This is a genomic window from Exiguobacterium mexicanum (assembly GCF_005960665.1).
Taxonomy (GTDB): domain Bacteria; phylum Bacillota; class Bacilli; order Exiguobacteriales; family Exiguobacteriaceae; genus Exiguobacterium; species Exiguobacterium mexicanum_A.
On the sequence record NZ_CP040676.1, the window covers coordinates 1,477,771 to 1,501,594 of the forward strand.

The following is a 23,824-nucleotide window of genomic DNA, read 5'->3' on the forward strand; positions in this document are numbered from 1 at the left end:
TTCGGCAAGGCAGTTTTTTGATTAACGCAAACCTGGAAGTGTCTCCCGCAAACGACCGAGCGCATTGAGTCCGGCCAGGAACGGTAGGACGGCCACAAGCCCGATCGCCCAATCGATGGACAATATGTCGGTCAACACCCCGGCAAAGATGGCCCCGAACGCATAGCCGCTGTCGCGCCAAAACCGATAGACGCCCATTGCTGAGGCGCGCCAATATGGCTCGGCGATGTCACTGATCGAGGCTTGGAGCGTCGGATAGACCATTGCCGTCCCGATGCCGAGCATGACCGCGGCGAGCACCCATTGCCAATAGTCGGACATGACGAGAATCGCCAAAAGCGAACCGGCCTGGACCCACATCCCGGCGACGATCAATCCTTTGCGTCCGATGCGATCGCTCCATACCCCGGTGAACAGTTGTAAGAAGCCCCACGCCGCCGGATAGACCGCCACGATTAATCCGACTTCAGCTAGACTGAGCCCTTGTGCGGCAAAATAAATCGGGAACAAGCCCCATGCCATGCCGTCTTTCAGATTGGTCGACAGACCGGCCACCGTCAGACTCGAGAGCGAGCGATCTTTCCAAGTCGTCGTCATAAATACGTCTCTCGCAGAACGTGTTTTCTCAGACCCGCTCGTCGGTTGGAGCTGTACCTGATTCGTCGTATCGCGGACGAACAATGATAACCCGAGACCGATGAATGCGACGAGGACACCGATATAAAACGGTTCCGGCCGACTGCCGTACGTGACGGCAATCATCCCAGAGACGGCGGCCATCACGGCGACACCGACATAACCGGCGAATTCATTCAGTCCGACCGCGAGCCCCCGCTCCGTCGGTTTAGCCAAATCAATCTTCATATTGACCGTCATCGACCACGTCAGTCCTTGGTTGATCCCAAGCAAGACGTTCGCCACGATGATCATCCACCAGGCCGGGGCCAACATGACGAGCACGGGGACGAATACCCCGATCCCCCAGCCGAAGACGAGCACTTTCTTGCGCCCGAATCGATCGGCGATGGCTCCTGCGAAGTAATTGACGACAGCCTTCGAGAACCCAAAGCTGATGATGAACGATAGTGCCGCACTCGTCGAGACGAGCCCGAAGTCCTCTTCTCCGATGATGGGCAAGATCGTCCGTTCGAGGCCGACCATCGACCCGACGAAAAAGTTCGTCACGACGAGCAAGATAAAGTTCATTTGATTTTCTTTTATTCCAATCCGGGTTTCCCCCATATACATCCTCCTTGCCGATTGCTAACTGGATTGAGTATACCAAAAAATACCCCCCCACGTATAAAAAGCGTCTTCCTGATCATTGTAATCAGGAAGACGCTTGTTCATTGTCCGGTCGCTTGCTTGGACTTCATTCGTTTCTTGCCTTCGCGGCACATGTGCAACAACGGGCACGTCTCGCAGGCAGGACGTTGCGCTTTACAATGGTAACGTCCGAAAAAGATGAACTGATGATGGAGCTGAGACCATTCTTCGCGTGGGAACTTCTTCATGAGCGTGTCCTCGACTTGACGGACGTTGTCTTTCCAACGACAAATCCCGAGCCGTTTCGAGACGCGCTCGACGTGTGTGTCGACGGCGAACGCCGGTTCATGAAACGCGACGGACAAGACGACGTTCGCCGTCTTCCGTCCAACGCCAGGCAATGCCTCGAGCGATTCGCGGTCCGACGGAACGATTCCGTTATGACGTTCCACGATTTGCATCGACAGCGCCTTCACGTTTTTCGCCTTGTTCCGATAGAGACCGATGCGCTTGATTAACGCCTCGATGTCGGCGACGTCTGCCGCGGCCATCGATTCGACGGTCGGATAGGCCTCGAACAGACCAGGCGTCACTTTGTTGACGAGTGCATCCGTCGCCTGCGCCGATAACGCCACGGCCACGACCAGCTCGAACGGGTTGCGGTGCGTCAACTCACAGTGGGCGTCCGGGAACATACGGCGCATCTCGTCCGACACTTCGTTCAATTGGGCTCTCGTCAACATCACTTTTTCCTCCGTTGATAATCGACGAGGTCCTCGAGCGACTCGACGTTATGGTCTTGCCACACCCGGAGGATCTTGTCCATATATTTGAAGTTCCGTACGTTGCGTAGTTTTGCTTCCCGAAGCGCGGCCATGATCAGCTCTTCGCTGAAGCCGTCCTCGGTCAACCAGCCGACAATCTGCTCGATCTCAAATGGAGTGATTGTCCCGAACTCGCGCTCAAACGTATGAATGATGTTCTCATTCAACGAATGGGCCGATTTTTCAGGTGCCGCCCCTTCCTCGAGCGCCAAGAACAATGGAAGCAGACTGTATCGTTCGACCTCGGCCGACGCGTCGATGGCGATCAACTCTTTTTGGAGCAGGCCGAGCAACACGGCGCGGGCCTCGCTCTCGGCCACGTTCATCCGGTCCCCGAGCTCACTCGGAAGCGGCATCTCGATGCCTTCCCCAATCATTTCAAGCAGATGGATGACGAGATTGAACTCGACCGGCGTCAAGTTGAGGCGACGTGCCTCGGTGAACAGTTTCCTCGGAACGACGACTGGATTTTGTTCGAACAGCTTGATTATATTATGTGCATCCATGTCGCACATCCTTTCTAGACAAATCAATCGGGGAAGACAAAGTCATCCCCGATCGGCGATTATGGGTGAATGCGGTTCAAGAGACGTGGGAACGGGATCGCTTCGCGGATATGCTCGATCCCGCTAATCCAAGCAACCGTCCGCTCAAGGCCGAGGCCGAAGCCAGAATGCGGGACCGACCCGTATTTACGGAGTTCGAGATACCAGTCGTACGCGTCCGTCTCATCAAGACCTTCTTTGATGATTTCTTCTTTCAAGCGGTCGTAGTCGTCTTCACGCTGCGAGCCGCCGATGATTTCGCCGTAACCTTCCGGCGCGATCAAATCGGCACAAAGGACGTGTTCCGGGTTCTCCGGGTCGACTTTCATATAGAACGGTTTGATGTCTTTCGGCCAATGGGTGATGAACACCGGGAGGTCATGCGCGTTGGCGATGGCCGTCTCGTGCGGTGCACCGAAATCGTCACCATACTCGATGTCGTCGAAGCCTTCCTCTTTCAAGAACTTGATCGCATCCGTATAACGGACGCGCGGGAACGGTGCTTGAACTTTTTCAAGTTTTGACAAGTCACGTCCGAGCAGTTCCAATTCGTTGCGGCAGTTCTCAAGTGCCGACTTGGCGATGTATGAGACGTAACGCTCTTGGAGCTCGAGGCTCATATCGTGGTCGAAGAACGCCATCTCTGGCTCGATCATCCAGAATTCGATCAAGTGACGGCGCGTCTTCGATTTTTCGGCCCGGAACGTCGGTCCGAACGAGAATACTTTCCCGAGTGCCATCGCTGCGGCTTCCATATAGAGTTGGCCGGTTTGCGACAAGTAGGCCGGCTGTCCGAAATAATCTGTCTCGAACAATTCCGTTGTGCCTTCCGGTGCGCTCGACGTGATGATCGGTGGGTCGATCTTCACGAACCCTTCTTGGTTGTAGAACTCGTACGTCGCCCGGATCAACTCGTTACGGACTTTCATGATCGCGTGCTGACGACGCGAGCGGAGCCAAAGGTGACGGTTGTCCATCAAGAACTCTGTCCCGTGCTCTTTCGGTGTGATTGGATAGTCGACCGACTCCGCGATCACTTCCATGTCCGTCACCTCGAGTTCGAACCCAAGCGGCGTGCGACCACCGTCCGATTTGACGGTACCGGTCACCCAGACCGATGTTTCTTGTGTCACGCCTTTGGCGAGGGCAAACAAATCTTCTGCCACATCGGCTTTGACGACGACCGCTTGGGCAAAGCCGCTCCCGTCACGAAGTTGAAGGAACGCGATCTTTCCGCTCGAACGTTTGTTGGCGATCCAAGCTCCGACCCGGACCGTCTGGCCTTCATAGTCTTTAAATTGGCTGATTGAAATAGTTGTCATGTTCATATCCATCCTTTCGCTTATCGAGCGTTACGTGTAATGAAGTCTTCCACTCGATCGAGCGCTTCTAGTACTCGTTTTAATTCTGTTGCATATGACAAGCGGACGTAGTCGTCCTGACCAAAACCTGAACCCGGGACGAGCGCGACGTACGCTTCACCGAGGACGGCCTCGCACCACGCATCGACCGAGTCGTAACCGCTCATCGTCGCCGCTTCTTTGGCGTTGGCATATAAGTAAAATGCGCCTTGTGGCTTCAAGCATGTGATTCCTGGAATCGCAATGAGTCGTTCATAGACGATCTCGAGTCGTTCAGCAAACGAGACACGCATCATCTCGACATCATCCTGTGGCCCATTGTAGGCTTCGACCGCCGCAGCTTGCGCGATCGACGTCGGGTTCGATGTCGAGTGCGACGCGAGGTTCGTCATCGCCTCGATGATCGTCTTGTCACCGACCGCATAGCCGATGCGCCATCCCGTCATCGCATGCGACTTCGAGACACCGTTGATGATAATCGTCCGTTCCCGCATGTCAGGAAGCGTCGCGATGGAGACGAACTCCGCATCGCCGTAGACGAGTTTCTCATAAATCTCGTCACTGACGACGAGCAAATCGTGCCGTTTGACGACGTCCGCAAGCGCCGAAAGTTCAGATTCTGTATAAATCATGCCGGTCGGGTTCGATGGGCTGTTCAAGATGACCGCCTTCGTCCGATCCGTGATGGCCGCCTCGAGCAGCTCCGGCGTCAATTTGAACATCGTCGTCTCGTTCGTGTCGACGTAGACCGGAACTCCGTCAGCCAGCTTCACTTGCTCCGGATAACTGACCCAATATGGTACCGGAATGATGACCTCGTCCCCTTCATCTAAAATCGCTAGGAACAGCGCATAGAGGGCGTGTTTCGCACCGGAAGCGACCATGACCTCTGGACGTGTGAACGTTAAGTTGCTGTCGCGTTTCGTCTTTTCGATGATCGCGTCTTTGAGTGCGACCGTCCCGCCAGATGGGGTATACTTCGTGTCGCCATCGCGTGCCGCCTGACAGGCTGCCTCGATGATGCGTTCAGGCGTATTGAAGTCCGGCTCACCGGCCCCTAGCCCGATCACGTCTTGACCCGACGCTTTTAACGCTTTCGCTTTCGCCGTGATGGCGAGTGTCGTTGAAGGTGTCAACTGCTTTACACGTTGTGCCAATAGATGTTCCATTGAGATCCCCCTCTAGTTTCGTCAAAGCGAGTCCGTCAATTGGACCCGTCGAATGAATTCGCCCGCTTGGAGCGTATAGTACGAGTACGTGTAAGACGTGCCCGCTTTTGTCACGACTTCGATCAATGCCCGTTCATCGAAGCCATATTTACAGCTGACGAGCGTACCGCCGGTCTCTGCGACCGAGTCGGCACAGATTTGTTCTGAATCGACCGTTGCGATGTCCCGTGTCTCGATTGGCAACTTGTCGTCGACCGGCACGAACTGGACCCGATCTGTCTCCTCGAAGACGACATACGGTTCTGTCCCGTTAAACAGTTCGGCCCGTTCAATCGAGACGGACGGTTGCTCGTCGACGAGTCGCTCGCGCGCTTCCTCGATCATTTTCTCTTTCGTCCGCTCGGTGTGGCCGACCGTGAACCAATAAATGCCACTAAATACGATGATGACACCGATGAGTGCCGTCATGAACGCAATCACTACTTTTGTCTTCCGTGTCATTCCGTCCGATAGATGGTGAACACCATCTCTTCTTTCTTCGGATCATTCACTTTTTTCTCTAAAGCAAGACCGAACATTAAATCTTGGCTCTTCAACGTACGATTCAACAAGTCGACGATTTTGTAGACGTCTGCCGTCGGCTCGATTCGAACCGTCGCCAACGTCTCAATATTCGAATTCATGATTACTCCTCCTTCAAAAAACACTATACCCATTATTATAAAGCGATAATTTCACGATGCCTAGCGTTATCTCTGATTTCCTAGCCCGGTCTTCTCTTTCTCGTCTAAAAACAGCTCAAGTTCAGCGAGTGCGGTCTCGAGCGGTCCGTCAATTCGATCGACGGACGGTAGACTATTGATGAACTGCTTGCCGTAACGCGTCGTCTCGACGCGACGGTCGAAGACGAAGATAGCGCCGTAGTCCTCTTTCGAACGGATCAGGCGACCGACCCCTTGCTTGAAGCGGATGACCGCTTGCGGAAGCGATAGTTCAAAGAAAGACGATTTACCGGTCGCCTCGATCTTCTCGGACCGAGCCTGCATGACCGGCTGGTCGGGCGGCGCGAACGGAAGCCGGACGATGATGAGGCAGGTGAGTGCCTCGCCCGGAATATCGACCCCTTCCCAAAAACTTGCCGTTCCGAACAAAATCGACTGGTCGATCCGTTTGAACTGTTTCGTCAAGCGGCTTCGCGATCCGCCGCTGACCCCTTGGGCGAGGAGCGTGTACGCCTCATCCAATTGGTCTTTGACAGCCTCGTGCGTCAAACGCAACAGTTCGTTCGACGTGAACAAGATGAGCATCCGTCCTTTCGTCACGTTGGCGATTTGGGCGATCGAGTCCGCGATCTGCTCGACGAACCGCGGCAACGGAACTTCGTTGATGAGCGGGATGTCGGACGGAACGAACAGTTTCGCTTGCTTCTTGAAATCAAACGGTGACGCCAGGACGACGCGGCGAACGTTTTCCCCATCGAGTCCGAGACGCCGCTCGATGAAGCCGAATCGTCCTGAGACGGTCATCGTCGCCGACGTCAGGATGGTCGGCCGTTTGGCGAACAGCCGCTCATGCAGGAGCGGTCCGATCTCGACCGGCTGGGTGTACACCGAGGTCAACTTGCGATTAGCCAGATTGAGCTCAACCCAACTGACGGCATCGTCGTCCCGCGTGAGCATCGTCTCGTAGAGGACGCTCTCTATATCGCGCACGTCGCCGATGAACGCTTTCAAATCACCGAGCACGGCCCGTTGTTTGAACGTCATATGCTCTTTATGCTCATCGAGGAGACGGTGCAGTTGTCGCAATGTCGTCCGTAACGTGCGCAGACGGTCTTCGAGCCGTTTCGCCACTTCACGGATTGGTCGGAACGGTTCCCCTTCCCGCTCGAAGCGGACGGTTTGACGTTGCTCCCGTTTTTTCCCGAGTGACTGGAGCGCCGTGAGCAAATCGTTCAGCTCATCGTCGACGCGGGCGAGTGCTTGATCGGTCGCTTTGCTGAACGCCTCGGCTTCTTCCGAGACGGACGTCAAATCGGCGAGCCCGAGCACGCGCGAATGAAACTTGCCGTCGGCACCGTAGCCGAACCATTTGAACAAGCGGTCAAATTGAATCGCGTCAAACGTGACTCCGAAGTGATGCGATGCGACTTCCTCGACTTGATGCGCCTCGTCCAAGACGAGTGGCGTATCGGTCGGGAGAATCCCAGCCTGGTGTTGCAAATCAGAGAACAACAAAGCATGGTTCGTCACGATGATATCGGCCTCTTTCGAGCGCAAGACGGCCCGGGTGAAGAAGTCACGGCTATACCAAGGGTCGAAGCGACCGAAGTCAGAGGCGGCATCGGCCTGAATCAGCCGTTTGAACGAGGCCGGCCCTTGTGACGCCGCACCGGGCAATGACAACTCTTCCAAGTCCCCCGTCTCGGTCTCGGTCAACCAGACGAGGACCATTGCCTTGCACATCGCCGGGAGCAGCCCGTCATTCGTTTCTTCGAGAATCATCTCGAACTTTCGGAGGTCGATGTAGTTGCGTCTCCCTTTCAAAAGTGTGAACTCGATTTCAGGGAAAATCGCTTTTAAGATTGGTAAATCTCGATTCAACAACTGTTCTTGCAACTGAATCGTATGTGTGCTGACGACGACCGGGCGCTTCGTCTCGAGGGCGTGGTGTGCGCTCGGAATCAAATACGCCAATGTCTTTCCGGTCCCCGTACCCGCCTCGATCAACAGCGTCGCCTCGTCGTCGAGCGCCTTATAGACGTGTCGCATCATCTCGAACTGGCTTTGACGCGGTTCAAATTGACCGAATAGTGCCGGAAGCGTCTCTTCGATCGTCCGGTGAAGAAACGGCTCGAACGGGTCGCGTTCGACAGCGGGTTCGAACGTATCGACGAGACGTCGGAGTGCGATTTTCCGATGAATATCGAACGTCGTCTCATCGTCGGCTCGGATCCCGACCTCAAGAATCAACTCGTCGAGGAGCGGTTCGACGTTGCTCGTCCACGACTCGGACAGGCGTCGTAACTGTTGTAACGTCACGAGCGGCAAGGCGCGCAACCGTTCAATCAAACGAATGAACAGTTCCGCCGTCGCCTCGGCATCGCTGAGCGCCCGGTGCGCGTCAGTATGCACGAGATCAAACGTCTCGGCGAGCGACTCGAGCGCATGGCTCTCAAGCGTCGGGTATAAGATCCGGGCCAGCTCGACCGTATCGATCGCTCGCCCTTGGAACGGCAAGTACCCGGCTTGCTCGAGGCTTTCATTTAAAAAATTCAAATCGAAAGACACGTTGTGGGCGACGAATATTCGCCCATCGAGCATCTTCCATATATCTGGGATCACTTCCTCAAACGTCGGGGCTTCCGCCACGTCTTGGTTCGTGATCGTCGTCAACTGCGTGATAAAAGGCGGGATTGGGCGACTCGGGCGAATCAAGGTACTGTAGCGCTCAATCACTTCACTCCCTTGAACGACCACCGCCGCAAATTCAATCAGTTCGTCGCCGGACTTGACGGAATGACCAGTCGTCTCCAAATCCACTATCACATAGGTGTCCATAACATCCATCCCATCTTCGGCACGCTCGTGCTTTCTGTCTGTCTCATCTTACCATAGAACGATACACGAAAAAACGGGGATGCCTCTATCGGACATCCCCGCTCGTGTCATAGAATCGTATGGGCGATCTCTTCATAAAGAAGTTGATCGATCTCGTTCCGTTCGTTCAAGACGGCGACTTTCGGACGATGCTGTTTCGCTTCCTCGGCCGTCATTTGGCCGTACGCCATGATGATGACGACATCTCCGACTTGGAAGTGACGGGCCGCTGCACCGTTCAGACAGACGACACCCGAACCTCGTTCTCCTTTGATGACATACGTCTCGATACGGGCTCCGTTATGGTTGTTCGTGATGTGCACATGTTCGTTTTCCATGATGCCGACCGCGTCCATCAAATCTTCATCGATTGTGATCGAGCCGACGTAATGCAAGTTCGCCTCGGTGACGGTCGCTTTGTGTAGTTTCGCGTGCATAAATGTTCGAATCATTGGATTCATCCTCTCTTCCAAATCACATTATCAATCAAGCGGGCCCGTTCGAACTGCACCGCTACGGCAATCAATAGTTCGGTCGACGCGGAGGTCACCTCGGTCAACGTCGGGTAGTCTTTGATCTCGACATAGTCGATCGTACTGTTTGGGATGTTCTTCAGACGTTCCTCGAGATGTGCTTTCACATCTTGAATCGTTTTGCCTTGTACAAGCGCATCCTTTGCTTCAGCCAATGCCCGATTGATGTCACTCGCATCCGCCTTCTCCGTCTCCGACAAATAGACGTTCCGGGACGACTTGGCGAGACCTGATTCTTCACGGATGATTGGACAGCGTCGAATCTCGACCGGGACGAAATAGTCACGGACGTATCCTTCGATCAAGGCGACTTGTTGCGCGTCCTTCAAACCAAAATAAGCACGCGTCGGACGGACCAAGTTGAACAGCTTGGACACGACGGTCAAAACGCCATCGAAATGACCGGGCCGGCTCGCTCCGCAGAGGACATCTGCGCCGGTACGTACCGTGACGCGAGCCATGTCGAGGGGATACATCGTCTCCGTGTTCGGGTAGAACAAGACGTCGACACCCGCCTCGCGGGCGAGCGCCTCGTCTCGCTCGAAATCACGCGGATAGCGGTCGAGGTCCTCGTTCGGACCGAACTGGGTCGGGTTGACGAAGATGCTCATGACGACGAGGTCGTTCTCTGACTTGGCCGCCTCGACGAGACTGAGGTGCCCTTCATGCAAATAACCCATCGTCGGGACGAAACCGATCGTCCCGGCGTCGTTCAACAGTTTCTGTAAGTCATGTGGTGTCGTGACGATGTTCATGCCTTGCCCCCGTAGAGCGTGTCGAGCAACGACTCATCCATCGTGAACGTGTGCCGTTCGAGCGGGAACGAGCCGTCTTTCGTCGCCTCGACATAATTGCGGATTGCCGTCGTCGCGACTTCGTTCACATCGGCATACGCCTCGACGAACTTCGGCAGGCGGTCGACGCCATATTTCAAGATATCGTGATAGACAAGTACTTGGCCATCCACATCGGCACCGGCACCGATGCCGATGACCGGGATTGTAAGTGCCTCGGCAATCTTTTTGGCCAATTGGTGCGGCACACACTCGAGAACGAGCATCTTCGCGCCAACCCGCTCCGCCTCGAGGCTATCGGCAATCAACTGTTCGGCATCTTCGAGCGATTTGCCTTGTACTTTATAACCTTCGAGCACACCGACCGATTGTGGGGTGAGGCCAAGATGGGCCACACACGGCATACCGACTTTCGTCAGACGTTCGATCGTTTCGAGCACCTCGCCGGCCCCTTCAAGTTTGATGGCATCGGCCTGACCGTCTTGGAATAACGTCGCGGCCGCTTGAAGCGTGCGGTCGAAGTCGCCATGGTATGTCGCGAACGGCATGTCGACGACGACGAACGTGTTCCGCGCCCCGCGGCGCACGGCCTTGGCATGGTGGACCATGTCCGAAGTCGTCACCGGGATTGTCGAATCGTAGCCGAGCACGACCATTCCGAGCGAGTCCCCGACTAAAATGATGTCGACCCCTGCTGCCTCGGCCAGTTTTGCCGACGGATAATCGTAGGCCGTCAACATGACCAATTTCTCTTCTTGCTTCATCTTCTTCAATAACGAAGTCATCGTGTGCATATGGTTCTCCTCCTAAATGTGGAGACAGGTTACAAAAAACGCCTTCCTACACGAATGGTAAGAAGGCGCACGAAAACAATCTCAAGTAGTTGAGTGTCCTTCTGTCCCTGTCAAAATGATCAAGGCAGACAAAAAAATGTAGTGACGGTCTGCAGTACTGGTACACTTCGCGAGCGATAGCGTCCGGCACATTCATTATAGACCACGAACCCGTTTCCATCAATCATTCCAAACTGCGATCTCGGCAGAGTAAATCGGTTCGACCGTTCCTTCATGTTCCAACAGGAGTGCCCCATCCTCTGAAATGCCGCGCATCGTCCCGCTTCTTGACTTCCCAGACGCCGTCAACGTGATCGATTCGTTCAGATAAGCGGCATGCTCGAGCCAATGCTTGCGCACAGGGCCGAACCCAGACTCAAGGAACAAGTCATATTCGCTTTCAAGCTCGGCGAGTAAGTTGGCAAGCAGCTCGCTTCTGCGATGCGTCTGATTCGTCTCGAGTTTGATCGATGTGGCCCGATGCGCGAGCTCTTCCGGGATGACCTCGCTGTTGACGTTCATCCCGAAGCCGAGGATGACGGCTTGAATCCGGTCACCCTCCGTCTGCATCTCGGTCAGGATGCCGCCGATTTTTTTCCCGTTGAGCAACAAGTCGTTCGGCCATTTGATGGTGGCCGGGATGCCTTGCGCGTGCAGGGCGCGCGCGAACGCGCTCGCCGCCATGAGCGTCAGCTTCGAGGCGTCTCGAATCGGCAACGCCGGCCGCAAAATCACGCTCGCCGCGATATTGACGTGGCTCGGATTATACCAGTTCCGGCCGAGTTGGCCTCGGCCCGCTGTCTGTTCTTCGCTGATGACGAGCGTTCCTTCGAGGACGCCCTTTTGCGCCAATTCATGGGCGATGCGTTGGGTCGTGTCGATTTGCTCAAACGCATGGACGACTTGTCCGAACCGCCCTTTTCGGAACGATACGAACGCCGGTTCATCGAGCCGGTCGGTCTGACCGAACAATTGATACCCTTTTCGAGGAATCGTTTCAATCGCATACCCGTCTTGTTTTAACGTCTCGATATGCTTCCAAATGGCGGTACGTGAAATATTTAATTGGCGGGCCAACTCTTGACCGCTCCAGACGGCCCCGTCCTGCAACAGATTTAAGACTTTTCCGCGTGTCGAAGCCATTGTTCGGCCTCCTTTCGTAACGATTCCGGCTCATTGGCGAGCTCGCCAATGAGCACGAGCCGCTCAACGTGGGCGAGCAGCTGTTTGATGAGCGGTCCCCGGGCACCGAGATGTAGCGCATCGCGACCATCGAATCGGAGTTCCCGGCGCGACTGGATCGGCAACTGCCGCTTCAACTGTTCGGCCGTCTCGCTTCGTCCGGACATCCGCAAGTATGTCGCTAGCGTCTCCGGCGTCGTCTCATAGATGGTGAACGTGTCGAGCCCGCTGTCGAACAGACGCGCGAGCACGCCCGCCTCCCGCTTCAGTGCGTTCGAGCGTTTCCACGGTGTCAGCCAATCGGTGGCGTCAGCATAATAGACGAACAACGCCCAGCCCCCGACCGGGTCGACCGGGGTCCGCTTGTCGGCGATGACATGGCGGATGAGCGTCTCCGTGACGTTCGGCAAGTATTGATGGATGCCGAGGTCAAGTATCGCCGCGAGCGCCTTTCGGTATGCCGGGCCCATCATCAACTTCTCGAACTCGATGGCGACCCGTTCCATCGCGATGTCTTGCAGTTTGTGGCCGAGTTCGCGTGAGGCCCGTTGCACGTCTTCGTCGAGCCGGAAATCGAGTTGGGCCATGAAGCGGAACGCCCGCATGATGCGGAGCGCGTCCTCGTTGAAGCGTTCATAGGGGCTGCCGACGGTCCGAATGACACGTGCCTCGAGGTCCATCCGTCCGCCGAACAAGTCGACGACGTTGCCGTCGTGAAACGCCATCGCGTTCATGGTGAAGTCACGCCGTTTCATATCTTCTTCAAGCGAGACGCCGAGCGAAACATGGTCGGGTCGTCTCGAGTCCGAGTACGTCCCTTCCGAGCGGAACGTCGTCACTTCGAACGGATGATGGTCGAGGATGACCGTCACCGTGCCGTGGTCAATCCCGGTCGGTACCGATTTCGGGAACAAGCGCATGACTTCGTCCGGGAAGAGCGACGTGGCGATATCGATATCATCCGGAAGCGTACCGAGCATATAGTCACGGACGGCACCCCCGACGATGTACGCTTCGCCGCCGTGGGCGTTGATCGTCTCGATGATTCGTTTGGCGTATTCCCATTCCGTCATCGTCCCACCACCTGTTCATAAAGCGATTCATACGCCGTGACGATATCGGCCGAGGCGAACTGTTTGGCCCGCTCGAGCCCGTTCGCACGGAAGCGTGCATGGAGCTCGTGGTCGAGCAAGATCGCTTCGAGCGCTTTCGTCGCCGCGAGCGCGTCGCCACGTTTGACGACGAACCCTTCCACGCCGTCGGTGATGACTTCCGGCAATCCGCCCGCATCGCTGACGACCGACGGTACACCCGTCGCCATCGCCTCGAGGGCGACGAGGCCGAACGCCTCTTTATCCGACAATAGGATATGGACGTCGCACATCGATAGAAGTGCCGCCACTTGCTCTTGCTTCCCGGCGAAGATGACTTGCTCTTCAAGCCCCATCTCGCTCACGAGACGGCGCATCGCTCCCATGAGCGGACCGTCACCGACGAGGAGCAGTTTTTTGTGCGGCACGTTCATCTGCTGGAACGATTCGAGCACGAGGTCGATTCGCTTCACTTGACGGAAGTTTGAGATATGGATGACGACCCGGTCCTGTTCCGATAAACCGTATCGTTCGCGAAGCGATGTATCGGCCTGTGGTTGATAGACGGCCTCATCGATAAAGTTATGGATAACGTCAATCGACAAATCGGACCCGATCCGCTCGAGCGTCTCTTGTTTCAAGCTGTCCGAGACGGCCGTGATCGCGTTCGATTGACGCAACCCATAAAGGATGGCCGGCTTGAGTTCCTCGTCTTCCCCAAGCACGGTGATATCGGTCCCGTGGAGCGTCGACACGATCGGCGTCTTCGTCCCGGCCATCTCGCGGCCGAGGGCGGCACAGACAGCGTGCGGCACCGCGTAGTGGGCATGAATGACATCAAGGCCGAACGCCTGGATGACGCTCGCGATTTTCGAGGCGAGCGTGATGTCGTACGGCGGATAGCGGAACACCGAGTACTGGTTGATCTCGACTTGGTGAAACGTGATATTCGGATGATAGGCGTTCAGTCGGAACGGGATGCTCGACGTGATGAAATGAACGTCATGCCCCCGGTCGGCGAGCTTCATGCCGAGCTCGGTGGCGAGTATGCCCGAACCTCCGACCGACGGATAACAAAGGACCCCGATGCGTAGTTTCATGCGAGCTCACCCGCCTTCGTGACAACGTACGGACGGGTCGTCATGAGCCCTTCGGCGTACTCCGTGCCAATCAAACTGCCGAAATGACGTTCCCGTGCCAACACCCGATCGAGATAGGCGTCCGTGAGCGGCGTCGCCACACCGTCGACCGGTGTGAACTGACTGGCATAAGCCCGTAAAGCGTTTAGTTTATGTTCGATCGTCGCCGTGATGTCGATGCAGACGTCAGGCGTCGTATGGGCGTTGATCATATATTGATAGACGCTCGCCGGTCGATACGCGGCGACGTCCGGCATAAATTTACGGATTCCCGCGTTAAAGAGCGCCTCCTCGACGAGTCGGGCGCAAGCCCCGTGGTCAGGATGGCGGTCGACGCCGTATGGATAGAAGACATGTGTCGGACGTTCGGTCCGAATCAAACGGACGAGCGCCTCGACTTGTTCATTGTCCCCTGTCAAACCCCGGTCTGGAAAACCGAGGTTCACACGCCGGATGCCGAGCACACGGTCGGCCATCTCGGCTTCTTTCCCCCGGGTGACGACGTCCCCGTTCGATGACAGTTCGGCTCTCGTCAAATCGACGTATAGGACCTCGACCCCGTCCTCGGTCCATTGGGCGGTCATACCGGCGATGCCAATCTCAATGTCGTCCGGATGGGCCCCAATTGCTACTATTTTCATAAAATCACCTCTTCTGTGAAAAGTATATCGGACTCCGTCTCGATTGTCATATGTTCAGGGTAGGCAATCGAGAGGTTTTTCGAGTACGCTACTAGATGGGAGGTGAACCAGATGACGGTACAATTACCGATTCGGTTTCGCAATATATTCTTCATTTTGATTGGTTCCTTTATTTTCGCGTTCGGCGTCTACCACTTCAACGTCCAGAACAACTTGGCGGAAGGCGGCTTCACAGGCATCACCTTGATTCTGCGGGGCTTGTTCGATTGGTCGCCATCGATCACGAACTTGGCGCTCAACATCCCGCTCTTCTTCGTCAGCTATAAGCTGCTCGGGCGGACGACGTTCATCTACACGCTCATCGGGACGTTCAGCTTCTCGCTCTGGTACGCCCTCATTGCCAAGTACTCAAACCTCGTCATCGATTTGACGGACGACATGGTGCTCGCGAGTTTGTTCGCCGGCCTGTTCATCGGTGTCGGTCTTGGGATCATCTTCAATAACGGCGGTACGACCGGAGGCGTCGACATCATTGCCCGGCTCGTGCAACGTTACGTCGGCTGGTCAATCGGCAAGACGTTCCTCGTGTTCGACTTTTTCGTCATCGTCCTCAGTTTGACGTATCTCGATATTCGCGAGGCGATGTATACGCTCCTCGCCGTCTATATCGGGGCCCGCGTCATCGACTCGATGCAGGAAGGGACGTATGCCGGGAAAGCCGCTATGATTATCAGCGACCATCGCACGGCCATCGCCGACGGCATCCACGCCACGATGAACCGCGGGACGACCCGTCTTCTCGCCAAAGGCGGCTATTCGAACAAGGAACTTGAAGTCCTCTACGTCGTCGTCGGGCGGAACGAAGTGAACCGGTTGAAAACGATCGTCAAACAGATCGACCCGCACGCCTTCGTCACGTTCCACCACGTCTATGAGGTCGGTGGTGAAGGCTTCACGTTCGATGAGAACCGGATTCCTTTGAAATAAGTCACGACGCACAACGCCCCGTTCGAATGAACGGGGCGTTGTTTCATTATCGTTCGATGCGGACAATCTCAAACGTGAGCGTGCCGCCCGGTGAAGCGATGGAGACGGTTTGACCGACGGTAGCTCCCATCAAACCACTGCCGAGCGGTGATGTCGCGGAGATCGACCCGTTTGCCAGATCAGCCTCGAGCTCGCCGACGATTTGGTACGTCTCGGTGTCACCATCCGGCAGTTCTCGCAACGTCACCGTGTCGCCGAATCCAACCTCTCCGGCAGTCGCTTCCTCTTCCACGACGACGGCATCGGCGAGCGTCCGCTCTAGTTCGCTGATTTTCGTCTCGATCCGCTCTTGTTCACGCACTGCGTCAAAATACGTCACATCTTCTCGAAAGTCACAAAATTTCCGGGCCGCCTTGACACGTTCGAGCGCTTCACGCCGACCCTCGATGCGAAGCGTCTCGAGTTGTTCGATCAGACGCAGACGACCCGCCTTCGTCAACTGTGGTTTTGACATCTCGGTCCCCTTTCCAAACATGATAAAAAAAGTCCCGTCGCGAGACGGGACCGTTGATTCTACTCATCACGTGGCATGAAGACGATGAGTGCCAAGCGGATCAATTCGGCGACGGCGACGAGCGTTGCCGCCACGTACGTCCATGCTGCCGCGTTGAGCACTTTGCGCGCACCCGACTCTTCGGTTGCCGTGACGATTCCGTGGCTCGTCAGTTCAGCCATGGCCCGTTTCGAGGCATCGAATTCGACTGGGAGTGTGACGAGTTGGAACACGACCGCCCCGAGCATCATGATGACACCGAGTTGGGCGAGGCCCATCGCGCCGAGCAAGAAACCACCTAAGAGAAGCGGAAACGACAAGTTCGACGTGATGTTCACGACCGGCACGAGCCGGTGGCGGACACGCATCATCTTATAGTCGGTCGCATCTTGAATGACGTGGCCGATCTCGTGGGCCGCAATCGCAGCCGATGAGATCGTCGAGCCTTGATACACTTCACGTGAGAGACGGACGACTTTATTGACCGGATCGTAATGGTCACTCATCAGTCCGTCGACCATCTCGATGCGGACGTTGTTGACGCCGTTTTGTTTCATGATGAAGTCAGCGACTTGGGCGCCGGTGACGCCGCTTTGAATCGGTTGTTGAAGAAATTTTTTGTACGTACTTTTCACTCGCATCTGGGCCCATAATGGGATGAGCATAATCAGTGCAAGATAGAAAATATAGCCACCTAATGACATGTTCTCTATCACCTCTGCGTGTATTTGATACCCTGATTTTACATTCTTATGAACTTATTATCAAGTGAAGTGCGCAGGATGAGGTGGTATCCCATAAAAAAACATATTCCCGTCAACCAGAACGAACCGTAACCAATCCAGGCGATATGCTCGGCGAGCGACGGATAGCGCGGCCATTGGCCGAGCACATAATCGACGACGTCATTGTGGACGACCCAGACGAGCGTCAAAACGAACGAACGAACCGTCCATGTCATGAACGGTGCATACAACAGCGCCTGGAACGCCATCGCTCCGTGCGACACCATCAGCATGACCGCCATTAGCACGGTGAACGTCTCCGCGTCCGGTCCGAGTTCCCGCAAGAACAAGAGGTTCATGATGACGGCCCACACCCCATACTTGATGAGCGTCACGAAGGCGAGCGTCTCCATGAGCGGCGACTTCTTTCCGGCGAGCCATAGGCCGAGCACAATCGTGAAGAAGAGCGAGGCCGTCGGGCTGTCCGGTACGAACGGCCAATAGATGAGCGGCGTATCGCGAAGCTGGGGCTCATACCAGACGTACCCGTAGATTGTGCCGAGCAGATTGATGAGAAAGAGTAGTCCTAACACGAGCCGGTGTGTCAGGATCGGGCGCAACATATGTATCATTCGAGAATTCCATCCTTTTTTTCTTCATTGTAGCGCAACGAAACGAAAGTAAAAAGAAGTGTGCCCGTTTGACGGGTCACACTTCTTGAACCAATCGTTTATTGGTTGTTTTCTCCGCCTTCACCGTATGAAGCGATGAATTCAGACATGGCTTGGAGGTCCTCATCCGAACCGTCCCATTGGCCGGCCGGCATCGTACCGACACCGTTGACCGCGATATCCGCGATCTCTTCAGCCGTGTATGCTGTGCCGACGAGTGCAGGAGCTGCTGCCCCGCCTTCGAGGTTCTGACCGTGACAGTTCACACATGACTGCGCCGAGTAAATCTCGTAACCTGGTGCGGCCGTATCGATTTCAGGGCCCTCGCCCGGTACTTCCAAGATTCCTTGTTCATGCACTTGATCCCAATGTGTCGTTTGAACTGATTCCCACGTCAAGTAGAAAATCGACAAGACGCCGAGAAGCATGAAGCTGATGGCGACCGGACGTTTCGCCGGACGGCGTTCGAGTCCTTGGTCGAGCCATGGTGCGATCAAGAGCGCCGTGAAAGCGACCCCTGGCAAGATGACCGTCCCAAGAAGGATCCAGTCCCCTGCTGCGAATTGGTATTTGAGCAATTGATACAAGAACAAGAAATACCAGTCCGGTAACGGAATGTAAGACGTGTTCGTTGGATCGGCGATGTTTTGGAGCGGTGGTGCCTCGACGATTGTCAAGGCGATGAACCCGATCAAGAAGACCGAACCGACCATCCACTCTTTCAACAAGAAGTTCGGCCAGAACGCTTCCGTGCGTCCTGGATACTCTGAATAGTCTTTAGCAATATTTTGTTTCCGATTCGAGATTCCTACTCGAGAGTCGGTTACAAATTTCATCCCTTTACCGCGATGCATATCGTTTCTCCCCCTTTATATCTTCGAATCGGCTTATAGCGGTCCTGAAATCCCTTGTTTACGAATCATCAAGAAGTGGGCTCCGAGGAGTCCGAACAAGGCCGCCGGTAAGAAGAAGACGTGAATGGCGAAGAAGTTCGTGAGCGTCCGTGCGCCGACGATCTCACCACCGGCGAGAAGCGTCTTGGCAATGCCACCAATGACCGGGACACTCTCGGCAATTTGAAGCGTAACTTTCGTCGCGAACAACGCTTTCATATCCCACGGCAACAAGTACCCTGTAAGACCGAGCGCCAAGACGACGAAGAACAAGAGAACACCGACGACCCAGTTGAGTTCGCGCGGTTTCTTATACGATCCGGTAAAGAATACGCGGAGCGTATGTAAGAACAACATGACGATGGCGACCGATGCGCCCCAGTGGTGCATCCCACGAACGATTTGTCCATGTGCGATCTCGTTTTGTAAATAATACACCGACGCGTGCGCGTTGATGATGTCTGGTACGTAGTACATCGTCAAGAACATCCCTGACAGAATTTGAATCACGATCGTGAAGAACGTCAGACCGCCGAAGCAATAAACAAATGCTGAAAAGTGATGGGCAGGGTTGACGTGTTCTGGAACTTCATGGTCAGCGATGTCGCGCCATAACGGCGTGATGTCGACGCGTTCATCGACCCAATCATAAATTTTTTGTAACATCGACTATTCCCCCTCTCACAACTGTGCGACTGGACTGCCCAAGTATAGGAAGCCGTCTTTTTCTTCTTTTTCGTAGCGTGCAAGTGGTGCAGTCGGAGGCGTACCAGGAATGTTCGTTCCATCTTTCTCATAGCGACCGAAGTGACACGGGCAGAAGAACTCTGTCGGTCGAGTCGGGTCTCCACCATATCCTACTTGACAGCCGAGGTGCGTACAGATCGGAGACAAGGCGATGATCTCGCCGCTCTCATCTTTAAATACCCACGCCGAAAGCGTTTCTTCAAATTCATACCAAGCATCTTGCGTTTGTTTCTTAAAGTCGACACGTTGCGGCTCAGTCGTGATGTCATCAAGACTGATGACTTTTACTTTATCGCCCGCTCCCGATTTTTTTAAGACCGGATCGATCGCAAAGTTGACCATCGGACTGATCAATGTTGCCGCCATAAAGCCACCTACACCAGTCAACGTATACGTTAAGAACTGACGGCGTGTGACTTTTGACCCATTTTGAGCCATTTCGTTCCCCCCTCATTCGTGTGCATAACCCCATAATTCTTTATGCATTCTTCACAAAAATTTCTCACTCACCAAAATAGTATATCAATAAAACCTCCACGTCAACCGCTTCATGTCGCCATCCAACGGCTCGAAAGATCGGTAATGACTTGCGTCGCAAAATTTTGAACCATCGTGTGCGACTGCTCGCCGGACATGCCTTTTAAAGCAAGCGGCGGAACAAACATAATCGGCAGTTCAGACCCTTTGAAACGCAAATCCGAGGAGATGAACAACACGTGGGAAAACCCAGAGGACACCGCCTTCGTGAGTACCGCTTCTGCCGTCGCCCGGCCAGCGTCCACGTCGACGTAACTAAGTGTCGGGCTGAGCATCGTCCGTCCCGACAGTTGCCGTTCGGTCTCAAGTGCCACCGCCTGAATGACTTCGTTCCCTTCGGCTTTTCGCACCATGTCCTCATCAAACGCCAGTTCGACGAGTGGGACGACGAGCGTGTCGACGTATTGGCGTTCTGTCAGCGATTTCATCGCGTCTATGCCATCGAACCTCATCTTCCTCCTCCTCTCCTCCAGACATACATCATCATGTCCATTGTAGCGTACCTACAAACGTTCCCTATGCGAAACTTATGAACGAAATGTGAAATTATTGTGTATTCCTACGTCATTAATATACCAAAAAACAAGCGCCGACCATAACGGAAGCGCTTGTTTTTATTAAAATAATTTTGAGGCTCGCACTTGATGCAGCTGACTCGTCAAATTGCGGAACAATTTCTCGTCACGCCGGTCGAGCGCCTTGTCGATTTCGACGAGCAGACGTTCTTCCTCGAACTGGGCGACCGAGGCCCGGATGACCGTTTGCGCGGACGTCGTCACTTCATCCTTAAGTTCGGCCACGGGTTCGAACGGGTTCAATTCAACGATGTCGATCCACATTTCGTCGATCATCATCCCTTGGAAGTTGAGCTCCACGTAGATGGCGCCGTCATGGAGCCGGATGTCGTGATACGCCTTCTCGGGATTGACCGTGATGAGGTCACCCCGGCGGTAACGGAACGGTTCCCCGTCAAAACCGTACGCCGTCATGATCAGGCTACGCGGTGAGACCGAGGCGTTCGTGACGAAATGAACGTTCCCGAGTTTTTCTGGATGTCTGAGCCAGTAGTCGATAATCCACTTGGCTTCTCGTTTGCGAAGCGTATGATGAGCGAGGAATCGCTTTAAGAACATCTTTTTCCGCTCGACCATATGACCCCATCTCCTTTGTATCGATTAATCGTGGTCCGTCAACCGTTCGAGCCGCTCCTCCAGAACTTGGCGGTCGTCGACATCGACGGTGAGCGCAAGCGTTTGCTCGAGCACTCGTTGCGCTTCGGCACGCTGTCCTTCTTCTATCAATAGTGTAGCCCATTCGATGGCAAATGACACGTCCTCTTTATAAACTTGCTCGATCGACCCGTATAACGTGACGGCTTGATCGTAGTCCTCGAGTTCATAGGCCGCCTTCGCTTTGTACCAGGTCATGAGCGGAGACGTCGAATGCTCTTCGAGCGTGTCGATCGTCTCGAGGACGGCCTCCATGTCACCCGATTCGAATAAGACTGATAAGAGGAGCTCGGTCGCCTGGAGCGATTCCGGGTTCAGCGCGAGCGCTTCCCGGAGTTCCTTGACCGCCTCGTCCGTCCGCCCTTGCTTCAAGAACAGCTTCGCCTTCACCGTCCGCAACTCGTCGTTGTAGTCGTCACGGTCGATTCCCTGATCGATCACATCCAATGCCTCTTCGAAGCGGCCGAGCGCGTCGAGCGCTTCCGTATAAGGCAAGTAGAGCGACGTGAAGTCCGGGTCCATCGCCCGGAGTGACTCGAACTGCTTCACGGCGATTTCATCGCGACCGATGCGATGGGCGGTCATCGCGTGACCGAACACGGTATTCAAGTTGCGGTCGTTTGCTTTCTCATACTCATTGAGCGCCTCTTCGAACGAGCCGATCATCGTCAGCGCCTCGGCGTAGTCCGCCTGATAGTCGAGTTCTTCCGGCAAGCGCAAGTGCGGCAGACGGGCATAGAGCGGGACCGCCTGTTCGAATGAACCGATCGACGCATACAACTCGGCTAGGCCATAGATGAGGAGCGGTTCGTCTGGATTCGCCTCAAGCGCCTCCATCAATTTCTTCACCGCGACCTCATCCAACCCTTGAGATTGATAGAGATCAGCGAGCAAGACGAGGCTGCGCATATGCGCTTCCTTGTCTGTCGTATCAATCTTTTCGAGGACGGCGATCGCCTCTTCTTCCCGGTCGCTGTCCAAGTAAGCCTCGGCGAGTGACAAGGCGACGTGCGGATTGCCCGCGTAGTCGACGTAGAGTGCCGCGAGTACGTTCACGGCCCGATCGGCGAGCCCGAGTTCGAGGTAGATGTCGGCGATGGCCAGACGGTCTTCGTCCGATCCTTCCTTCTCGAGCGACTCGAGATGCATGAGGGCATGCTCGGTCTCACCTTTCTCGAGCATCTCAATAATATGATTCAATTCTATTTCGTCTAACATGTTTATAATTCCTCCTACCGGCTACTCGTATTGACGTTATTCTATCTTACGGCCGAGGCGTTGTAAATCGTCACGGAATCGTGGGTAACTTATATCAGCTGCCTCAACATGTTCAATCGTCACACGGTCCGTCGTCAATAAGTCTGCGATTTGGAGCATCATCGCCAAGCGATGATCCCCGTGCGAGGAGACATGACCCCCGTGCAACCGGCTCGGATAGACGTCAAATCCGTCCTCGGTTTCGCGCACATCGACCCCGAGTGCCGAAAGTTCGTGCACGACCGTCTGAATCCGGTCCGTCTCTTTCACTCGGAGTTCGCCCGCGTCCCGGACCGATGACGGACTCGTCGCTTGCGACGCGACGAGAGCGAACAACGGCAATTCATCAATTTGGTGCGGGATGGCATCCCCGTCCAAGCGGATGCCGTGAAGTGTACTCGTCGACACTGTCACGTCGCCGACCGACTCTTCCCCGAGCAAACGAACGTTCGTCACTTCCGTCTTCACACCCATCCGTTCGAGCGTACGTAAAAATCCGATTCGTGTCTCGTTCAAACAGACGTCGGTCGTCGTGACGCGACTGCCCGGGACGAGCGCCGCCCCGGCCCACCAAAAGGCAGCCGAAGATGGATCGGCCGGAACGGCCACCGTGGCCCCCTTGAGCACGGATGGAGCTAACCGGATCGTTCGGACACCGTCCTCTGCCGTGATGTCCAATTGCCCACTGAACAAAGGCAGCATGCGTTCCGTATGGTCCCGCGATAAGACGGGCTCGCGCACGATTGTCGGTCCGGTCGCACGAAGTCCCGCAAGCAGGACCGCTGACTTCACTTGCGCGCTCGCGACAGGCAACGTGTAATCGATGCCCGCCAGCGTCCGGCCGTGAATTTGGATCGGGGCGAACTTCCCGTCGAGGTCCGCGCCCATTTGTCGGAGCGGGTCCGTCACCCGACGCATCGGACGTTTTGAGAGCGAGGCGTCTCCGGTAAGCGTGAACTCCCCATCGTAACCCGCGAGAAGCCCTGTCAAAAGACGCATCGTCGTGCCCGAGTTCCCGCAATCGAGTTCGGCCGATGTGAGCGTCTTCGCCCCCGTGATGAGGAGACGGTCCGGCTCTTCGATGACGTCCGCTCCTAATCGCCGGATCGCCTCGAGCGTCGACCGGCAATCCTCGCCAAGGAGTGGATCATAAATCGTCGTCTCCCCGGTCGCCACGGCCCCGAACAAGAGAGCGCGATGCGTGATCGACTTGTCACTCGGTACCCGTATGAATCCATTCAATCCCAT

Annotated in this window: 26 protein-coding genes; 1 reads left to right on the forward strand and 25 read right to left on the reverse strand. The window is 55.3% G+C overall.

Annotated elements, in window-relative coordinates; genetic code table 11:
* Positions 1–21: 21 nt before the first annotated feature.
* The 15 genes from FED52_RS08000 to bshB1 all read right to left on the reverse strand — a co-directional run bounded on the left by FED52_RS08000 (position 22) and on the right by bshB1 (position 14,977).
* Positions 22–1,242 carry an MFS transporter gene (locus FED52_RS08000; protein WP_138859545.1) on the reverse strand — a complete coding sequence of 407 codons (1,221 nt, stop codon included), beginning with the start codon at positions 1,240–1,242 and terminating at the stop codon, positions 22–24.
* A 104-nt stretch (positions 1,243–1,346) separates the two neighbouring features.
* Positions 1,347–2,009, reverse strand: a complete 663-nt coding sequence (gene nth / locus FED52_RS08005; protein ID WP_034777352.1) for an endonuclease III — start codon at positions 2,007–2,009, stop codon at positions 1,347–1,349.
* Positions 2,009–2,596, reverse strand: coding sequence for a DnaD domain-containing protein (locus FED52_RS08010; protein WP_034777350.1), 588 nt, complete (start codon positions 2,594–2,596; stop codon positions 2,009–2,011). Before FED52_RS08010 ends, nth begins: the two co-directional genes overlap by 1 nt.
* A 59-nt stretch (positions 2,597–2,655) precedes the next feature.
* Positions 2,656–3,957, reverse strand: a complete 1,302-nt coding sequence (gene asnS, locus FED52_RS08015; protein WP_138859546.1) for an asparagine--tRNA ligase — start codon at positions 3,955–3,957, stop codon at positions 2,656–2,658.
* A gap of 20 nt (positions 3,958–3,977) precedes the next feature.
* Complete coding sequence (locus FED52_RS08020; RefSeq protein ID WP_138859547.1) at positions 3,978–5,165, reverse strand: pyridoxal phosphate-dependent aminotransferase; 1,188 nt, start codon at positions 5,163–5,165, stop codon at positions 3,978–3,980.
* A 21-nt stretch (positions 5,166–5,186) separates the two neighbouring features.
* A complete protein-coding gene (locus tag FED52_RS08025; RefSeq protein WP_240731235.1) occupies positions 5,187–5,645 on the reverse strand; it encodes a hypothetical protein in 459 nt (152 codons plus the stop codon).
* A gap of 17 nt (positions 5,646–5,662) precedes the next feature.
* A complete protein-coding gene (locus tag FED52_RS08030) occupies positions 5,663–5,848 on the reverse strand; it encodes a YpmA family protein (RefSeq protein ID WP_016509977.1) in 186 nt (61 codons plus the stop codon).
* A 66-nt stretch (positions 5,849–5,914) separates the two neighbouring features.
* Complete coding sequence (gene dinG, locus FED52_RS08035; RefSeq protein WP_138859549.1) at positions 5,915–8,725, reverse strand: ATP-dependent DNA helicase DinG; 2,811 nt, start codon at positions 8,723–8,725, stop codon at positions 5,915–5,917.
* Between the two features lie 107 nt (positions 8,726–8,832).
* Positions 8,833–9,216 (reverse strand): aspartate 1-decarboxylase, encoded by a 384-nt coding sequence (gene panD, locus FED52_RS08040; protein WP_021067221.1) that lies wholly within the window; start codon positions 9,214–9,216, stop codon positions 8,833–8,835.
* Between the two features lie 5 nt (positions 9,217–9,221).
* On the reverse strand, positions 9,222–10,052 hold the full coding sequence (gene panC / locus FED52_RS08045) for a pantoate--beta-alanine ligase (RefSeq protein ID WP_138859550.1): 831 nt from the start codon (positions 10,050–10,052) through the stop codon (positions 9,222–9,224).
* Positions 10,049–10,885, reverse strand: a complete 837-nt coding sequence (gene panB / locus FED52_RS08050) for a 3-methyl-2-oxobutanoate hydroxymethyltransferase (protein WP_138859551.1) — start codon at positions 10,883–10,885, stop codon at positions 10,049–10,051. Before panB ends, panC begins: the two co-directional genes overlap by 4 nt.
* A gap of 219 nt (positions 10,886–11,104) precedes the next feature.
* Entirely contained in the window at positions 11,105–12,067 is a 963-nt protein-coding gene (locus FED52_RS08055) for a biotin--[acetyl-CoA-carboxylase] ligase (RefSeq protein WP_138859552.1), read from the reverse strand.
* The gene (locus FED52_RS08060; RefSeq protein ID WP_138859553.1) at positions 12,040–13,179 is read right to left on the reverse strand and encodes a CCA tRNA nucleotidyltransferase; all 1,140 of its coding nucleotides are present in this window, start codon (positions 13,177–13,179) and stop codon (positions 12,040–12,042) included. The genes FED52_RS08055 and FED52_RS08060 overlap by 28 nt, the downstream gene beginning before the upstream one ends.
* A complete protein-coding gene (gene bshA / locus FED52_RS08065; RefSeq protein ID WP_138859554.1) occupies positions 13,176–14,297 on the reverse strand; it encodes an N-acetyl-alpha-D-glucosaminyl L-malate synthase BshA in 1,122 nt (373 codons plus the stop codon). Before bshA ends, FED52_RS08060 begins: the two co-directional genes overlap by 4 nt.
* On the reverse strand, positions 14,294–14,977 hold the full coding sequence (gene bshB1, locus FED52_RS08070) for a bacillithiol biosynthesis deacetylase BshB1 (RefSeq protein ID WP_138859555.1): 684 nt from the start codon (positions 14,975–14,977) through the stop codon (positions 14,294–14,296). Before bshB1 ends, bshA begins: the two co-directional genes overlap by 4 nt.
* A gap of 111 nt (positions 14,978–15,088) precedes the next feature.
* Here bshB1 and FED52_RS08075 point away from each other — a divergent pair, with 111 nt between their 5' ends.
* The gene (locus FED52_RS08075) at positions 15,089–15,964 is read left to right on the forward strand and encodes a YitT family protein (RefSeq protein ID WP_138859556.1); all 876 of its coding nucleotides are present in this window, start codon (positions 15,089–15,091) and stop codon (positions 15,962–15,964) included.
* 46 nt (positions 15,965–16,010) lie between these two features.
* On the opposite strand, the gene FED52_RS08080 is transcribed toward FED52_RS08075, so the two are convergent.
* From FED52_RS08080 to aroA, 10 genes are all read right to left on the reverse strand, one after another.
* Positions 16,011–16,478: a GreA/GreB family elongation factor gene (locus tag FED52_RS08080; protein ID WP_138859557.1), complete on the reverse strand. Its 468-nt coding sequence runs from the start codon at positions 16,476–16,478 to the stop codon at positions 16,011–16,013.
* 59 nt (positions 16,479–16,537) lie between these two features.
* On the reverse strand, positions 16,538–17,221 hold the full coding sequence (locus tag FED52_RS08085) for a zinc metallopeptidase (RefSeq protein WP_138859558.1): 684 nt from the start codon (positions 17,219–17,221) through the stop codon (positions 16,538–16,540).
* 38 nt (positions 17,222–17,259) lie between these two features.
* Positions 17,260–17,874: a DUF1405 domain-containing protein gene (locus FED52_RS08090; RefSeq protein WP_034777335.1), complete on the reverse strand. Its 615-nt coding sequence runs from the start codon at positions 17,872–17,874 to the stop codon at positions 17,260–17,262.
* A gap of 98 nt (positions 17,875–17,972) precedes the next feature.
* On the reverse strand, positions 17,973–18,767 hold the full coding sequence (locus FED52_RS08095; RefSeq protein ID WP_138859559.1) for a menaquinol-cytochrome c reductase cytochrome b/c subunit: 795 nt from the start codon (positions 18,765–18,767) through the stop codon (positions 17,973–17,975).
* A 33-nt stretch (positions 18,768–18,800) separates the two neighbouring features.
* On the reverse strand, positions 18,801–19,472 hold the full coding sequence (gene qcrB, locus FED52_RS08100; protein ID WP_021067209.1) for a menaquinol-cytochrome c reductase cytochrome b subunit: 672 nt from the start codon (positions 19,470–19,472) through the stop codon (positions 18,801–18,803).
* A gap of 15 nt (positions 19,473–19,487) precedes the next feature.
* Complete coding sequence (locus FED52_RS08105) at positions 19,488–19,991, reverse strand: QcrA and Rieske domain-containing protein (protein WP_021067208.1); 504 nt, start codon at positions 19,989–19,991, stop codon at positions 19,488–19,490.
* A gap of 110 nt (positions 19,992–20,101) precedes the next feature.
* A complete protein-coding gene (locus tag FED52_RS08110; protein WP_167491797.1) occupies positions 20,102–20,542 on the reverse strand; it encodes a DUF2487 family protein in 441 nt (146 codons plus the stop codon).
* 165 nt (positions 20,543–20,707) lie between these two features.
* Entirely contained in the window at positions 20,708–21,241 is a 534-nt protein-coding gene (locus FED52_RS08115; protein ID WP_034777333.1) for a ReoY family proteolytic degradation factor, read from the reverse strand.
* Between the two features lie 24 nt (positions 21,242–21,265).
* Complete coding sequence (locus FED52_RS08120) at positions 21,266–22,537, reverse strand: tetratricopeptide repeat protein (RefSeq protein WP_138859560.1); 1,272 nt, start codon at positions 22,535–22,537, stop codon at positions 21,266–21,268.
* A 36-nt stretch (positions 22,538–22,573) separates the two neighbouring features.
* Positions 22,574–23,824 carry a 3-phosphoshikimate 1-carboxyvinyltransferase gene (gene aroA / locus FED52_RS08125; RefSeq protein WP_138859561.1) on the reverse strand — a complete coding sequence of 417 codons (1,251 nt, stop codon included), beginning with the start codon at positions 23,822–23,824 and terminating at the stop codon, positions 22,574–22,576.

What these genes read in the sequence shown, in the direction of transcription:
- FED52_RS08000 (WP_138859545.1), bottom strand. Translation starts at nt 1,242, where the DNA reads ATGGGGGAAACCCGGATTGGAATAAAAGAAAATCAAATGAACTTTATC.
- nth (WP_034777352.1), bottom strand. Translation starts at nt 2,009, where the DNA reads ATGTTGACGAGAGCCCAATTGAACGAAGTGTCGGACGAGATGCGCCGT.
- FED52_RS08010 (WP_034777350.1), bottom strand. Translation starts at nt 2,596, where the DNA reads ATGGATGCACATAATATAATCAAGCTGTTCGAACAAAATCCAGTCGTC.
- asnS (WP_138859546.1), bottom strand. Translation starts at nt 3,957, where the DNA reads ATGACAACTATTTCAATCAGCCAATTTAAAGACTATGAAGGCCAGACG.
- FED52_RS08020 (WP_138859547.1), bottom strand. Translation starts at nt 5,165, where the DNA reads ATGGAACATCTATTGGCACAACGTGTAAAGCAGTTGACACCTTCAACG.
- FED52_RS08030 (WP_016509977.1), bottom strand. Translation starts at nt 5,848, where the DNA reads ATGAATTCGAATATTGAGACGTTGGCGACGGTTCGAATCGAGCCGACG.
- dinG (WP_138859549.1), bottom strand. Translation starts at nt 8,725, where the DNA reads ATGGACACCTATGTGATAGTGGATTTGGAGACGACTGGTCATTCCGTC.
- panD (WP_021067221.1), bottom strand. Translation starts at nt 9,216, where the DNA reads ATGATTCGAACATTTATGCACGCGAAACTACACAAAGCGACCGTCACC.
- panC (WP_138859550.1), bottom strand. Translation starts at nt 10,052, where the DNA reads ATGAACATCGTCACGACACCACATGACTTACAGAAACTGTTGAACGAC.
- panB (WP_138859551.1), bottom strand. Translation starts at nt 10,885, where the DNA reads ATGCACACGATGACTTCGTTATTGAAGAAGATGAAGCAAGAAGAGAAA.
- FED52_RS08055 (WP_138859552.1), bottom strand. Translation starts at nt 12,067, where the DNA reads ATGGCTTCGACACGCGGAAAAGTCTTAAATCTGTTGCAGGACGGGGCC.
- FED52_RS08060 (WP_138859553.1), bottom strand. Translation starts at nt 13,179, where the DNA reads ATGACGGAATGGGAATACGCCAAACGAATCATCGAGACGATCAACGCC.
- bshA (WP_138859554.1), bottom strand. Translation starts at nt 14,297, where the DNA reads ATGAAACTACGCATCGGGGTCCTTTGTTATCCGTCGGTCGGAGGTTCG.
- bshB1 (WP_138859555.1), bottom strand. Translation starts at nt 14,977, where the DNA reads ATGAAAATAGTAGCAATTGGGGCCCATCCGGACGACATTGAGATTGGC.
- FED52_RS08075 (WP_138859556.1), top strand. Translation starts at nt 15,089, where the DNA reads ATGACGGTACAATTACCGATTCGGTTTCGCAATATATTCTTCATTTTG.
- FED52_RS08080 (WP_138859557.1), bottom strand. Translation starts at nt 16,478, where the DNA reads ATGTCAAAACCACAGTTGACGAAGGCGGGTCGTCTGCGTCTGATCGAA.
- FED52_RS08085 (WP_138859558.1), bottom strand. Translation starts at nt 17,221, where the DNA reads ATGTCATTAGGTGGCTATATTTTCTATCTTGCACTGATTATGCTCATC.
- FED52_RS08090 (WP_034777335.1), bottom strand. Translation starts at nt 17,874, where the DNA reads ATGATACATATGTTGCGCCCGATCCTGACACACCGGCTCGTGTTAGGA.
- FED52_RS08095 (WP_138859559.1), bottom strand. Translation starts at nt 18,767, where the DNA reads ATGCATCGCGGTAAAGGGATGAAATTTGTAACCGACTCTCGAGTAGGA.
- qcrB (WP_021067209.1), bottom strand. Translation starts at nt 19,472, where the DNA reads ATGTTACAAAAAATTTATGATTGGGTCGATGAACGCGTCGACATCACG.
- FED52_RS08105 (WP_021067208.1), bottom strand. Translation starts at nt 19,991, where the DNA reads ATGGCTCAAAATGGGTCAAAAGTCACACGCCGTCAGTTCTTAACGTAT.
- FED52_RS08110 (WP_167491797.1), bottom strand. Translation starts at nt 20,542, where the DNA reads ATGAGGTTCGATGGCATAGACGCGATGAAATCGCTGACAGAACGCCAA.
- FED52_RS08115 (WP_034777333.1), bottom strand. Translation starts at nt 21,241, where the DNA reads ATGGTCGAGCGGAAAAAGATGTTCTTAAAGCGATTCCTCGCTCATCAT.
- FED52_RS08120 (WP_138859560.1), bottom strand. Translation starts at nt 22,537, where the DNA reads ATGTTAGACGAAATAGAATTGAATCATATTATTGAGATGCTCGAGAAA.
- aroA (WP_138859561.1), bottom strand. Translation starts at nt 23,824, where the DNA reads ATGGGATTGAATGGATTCATACGGGTACCGAGTGACAAGTCGATCACG.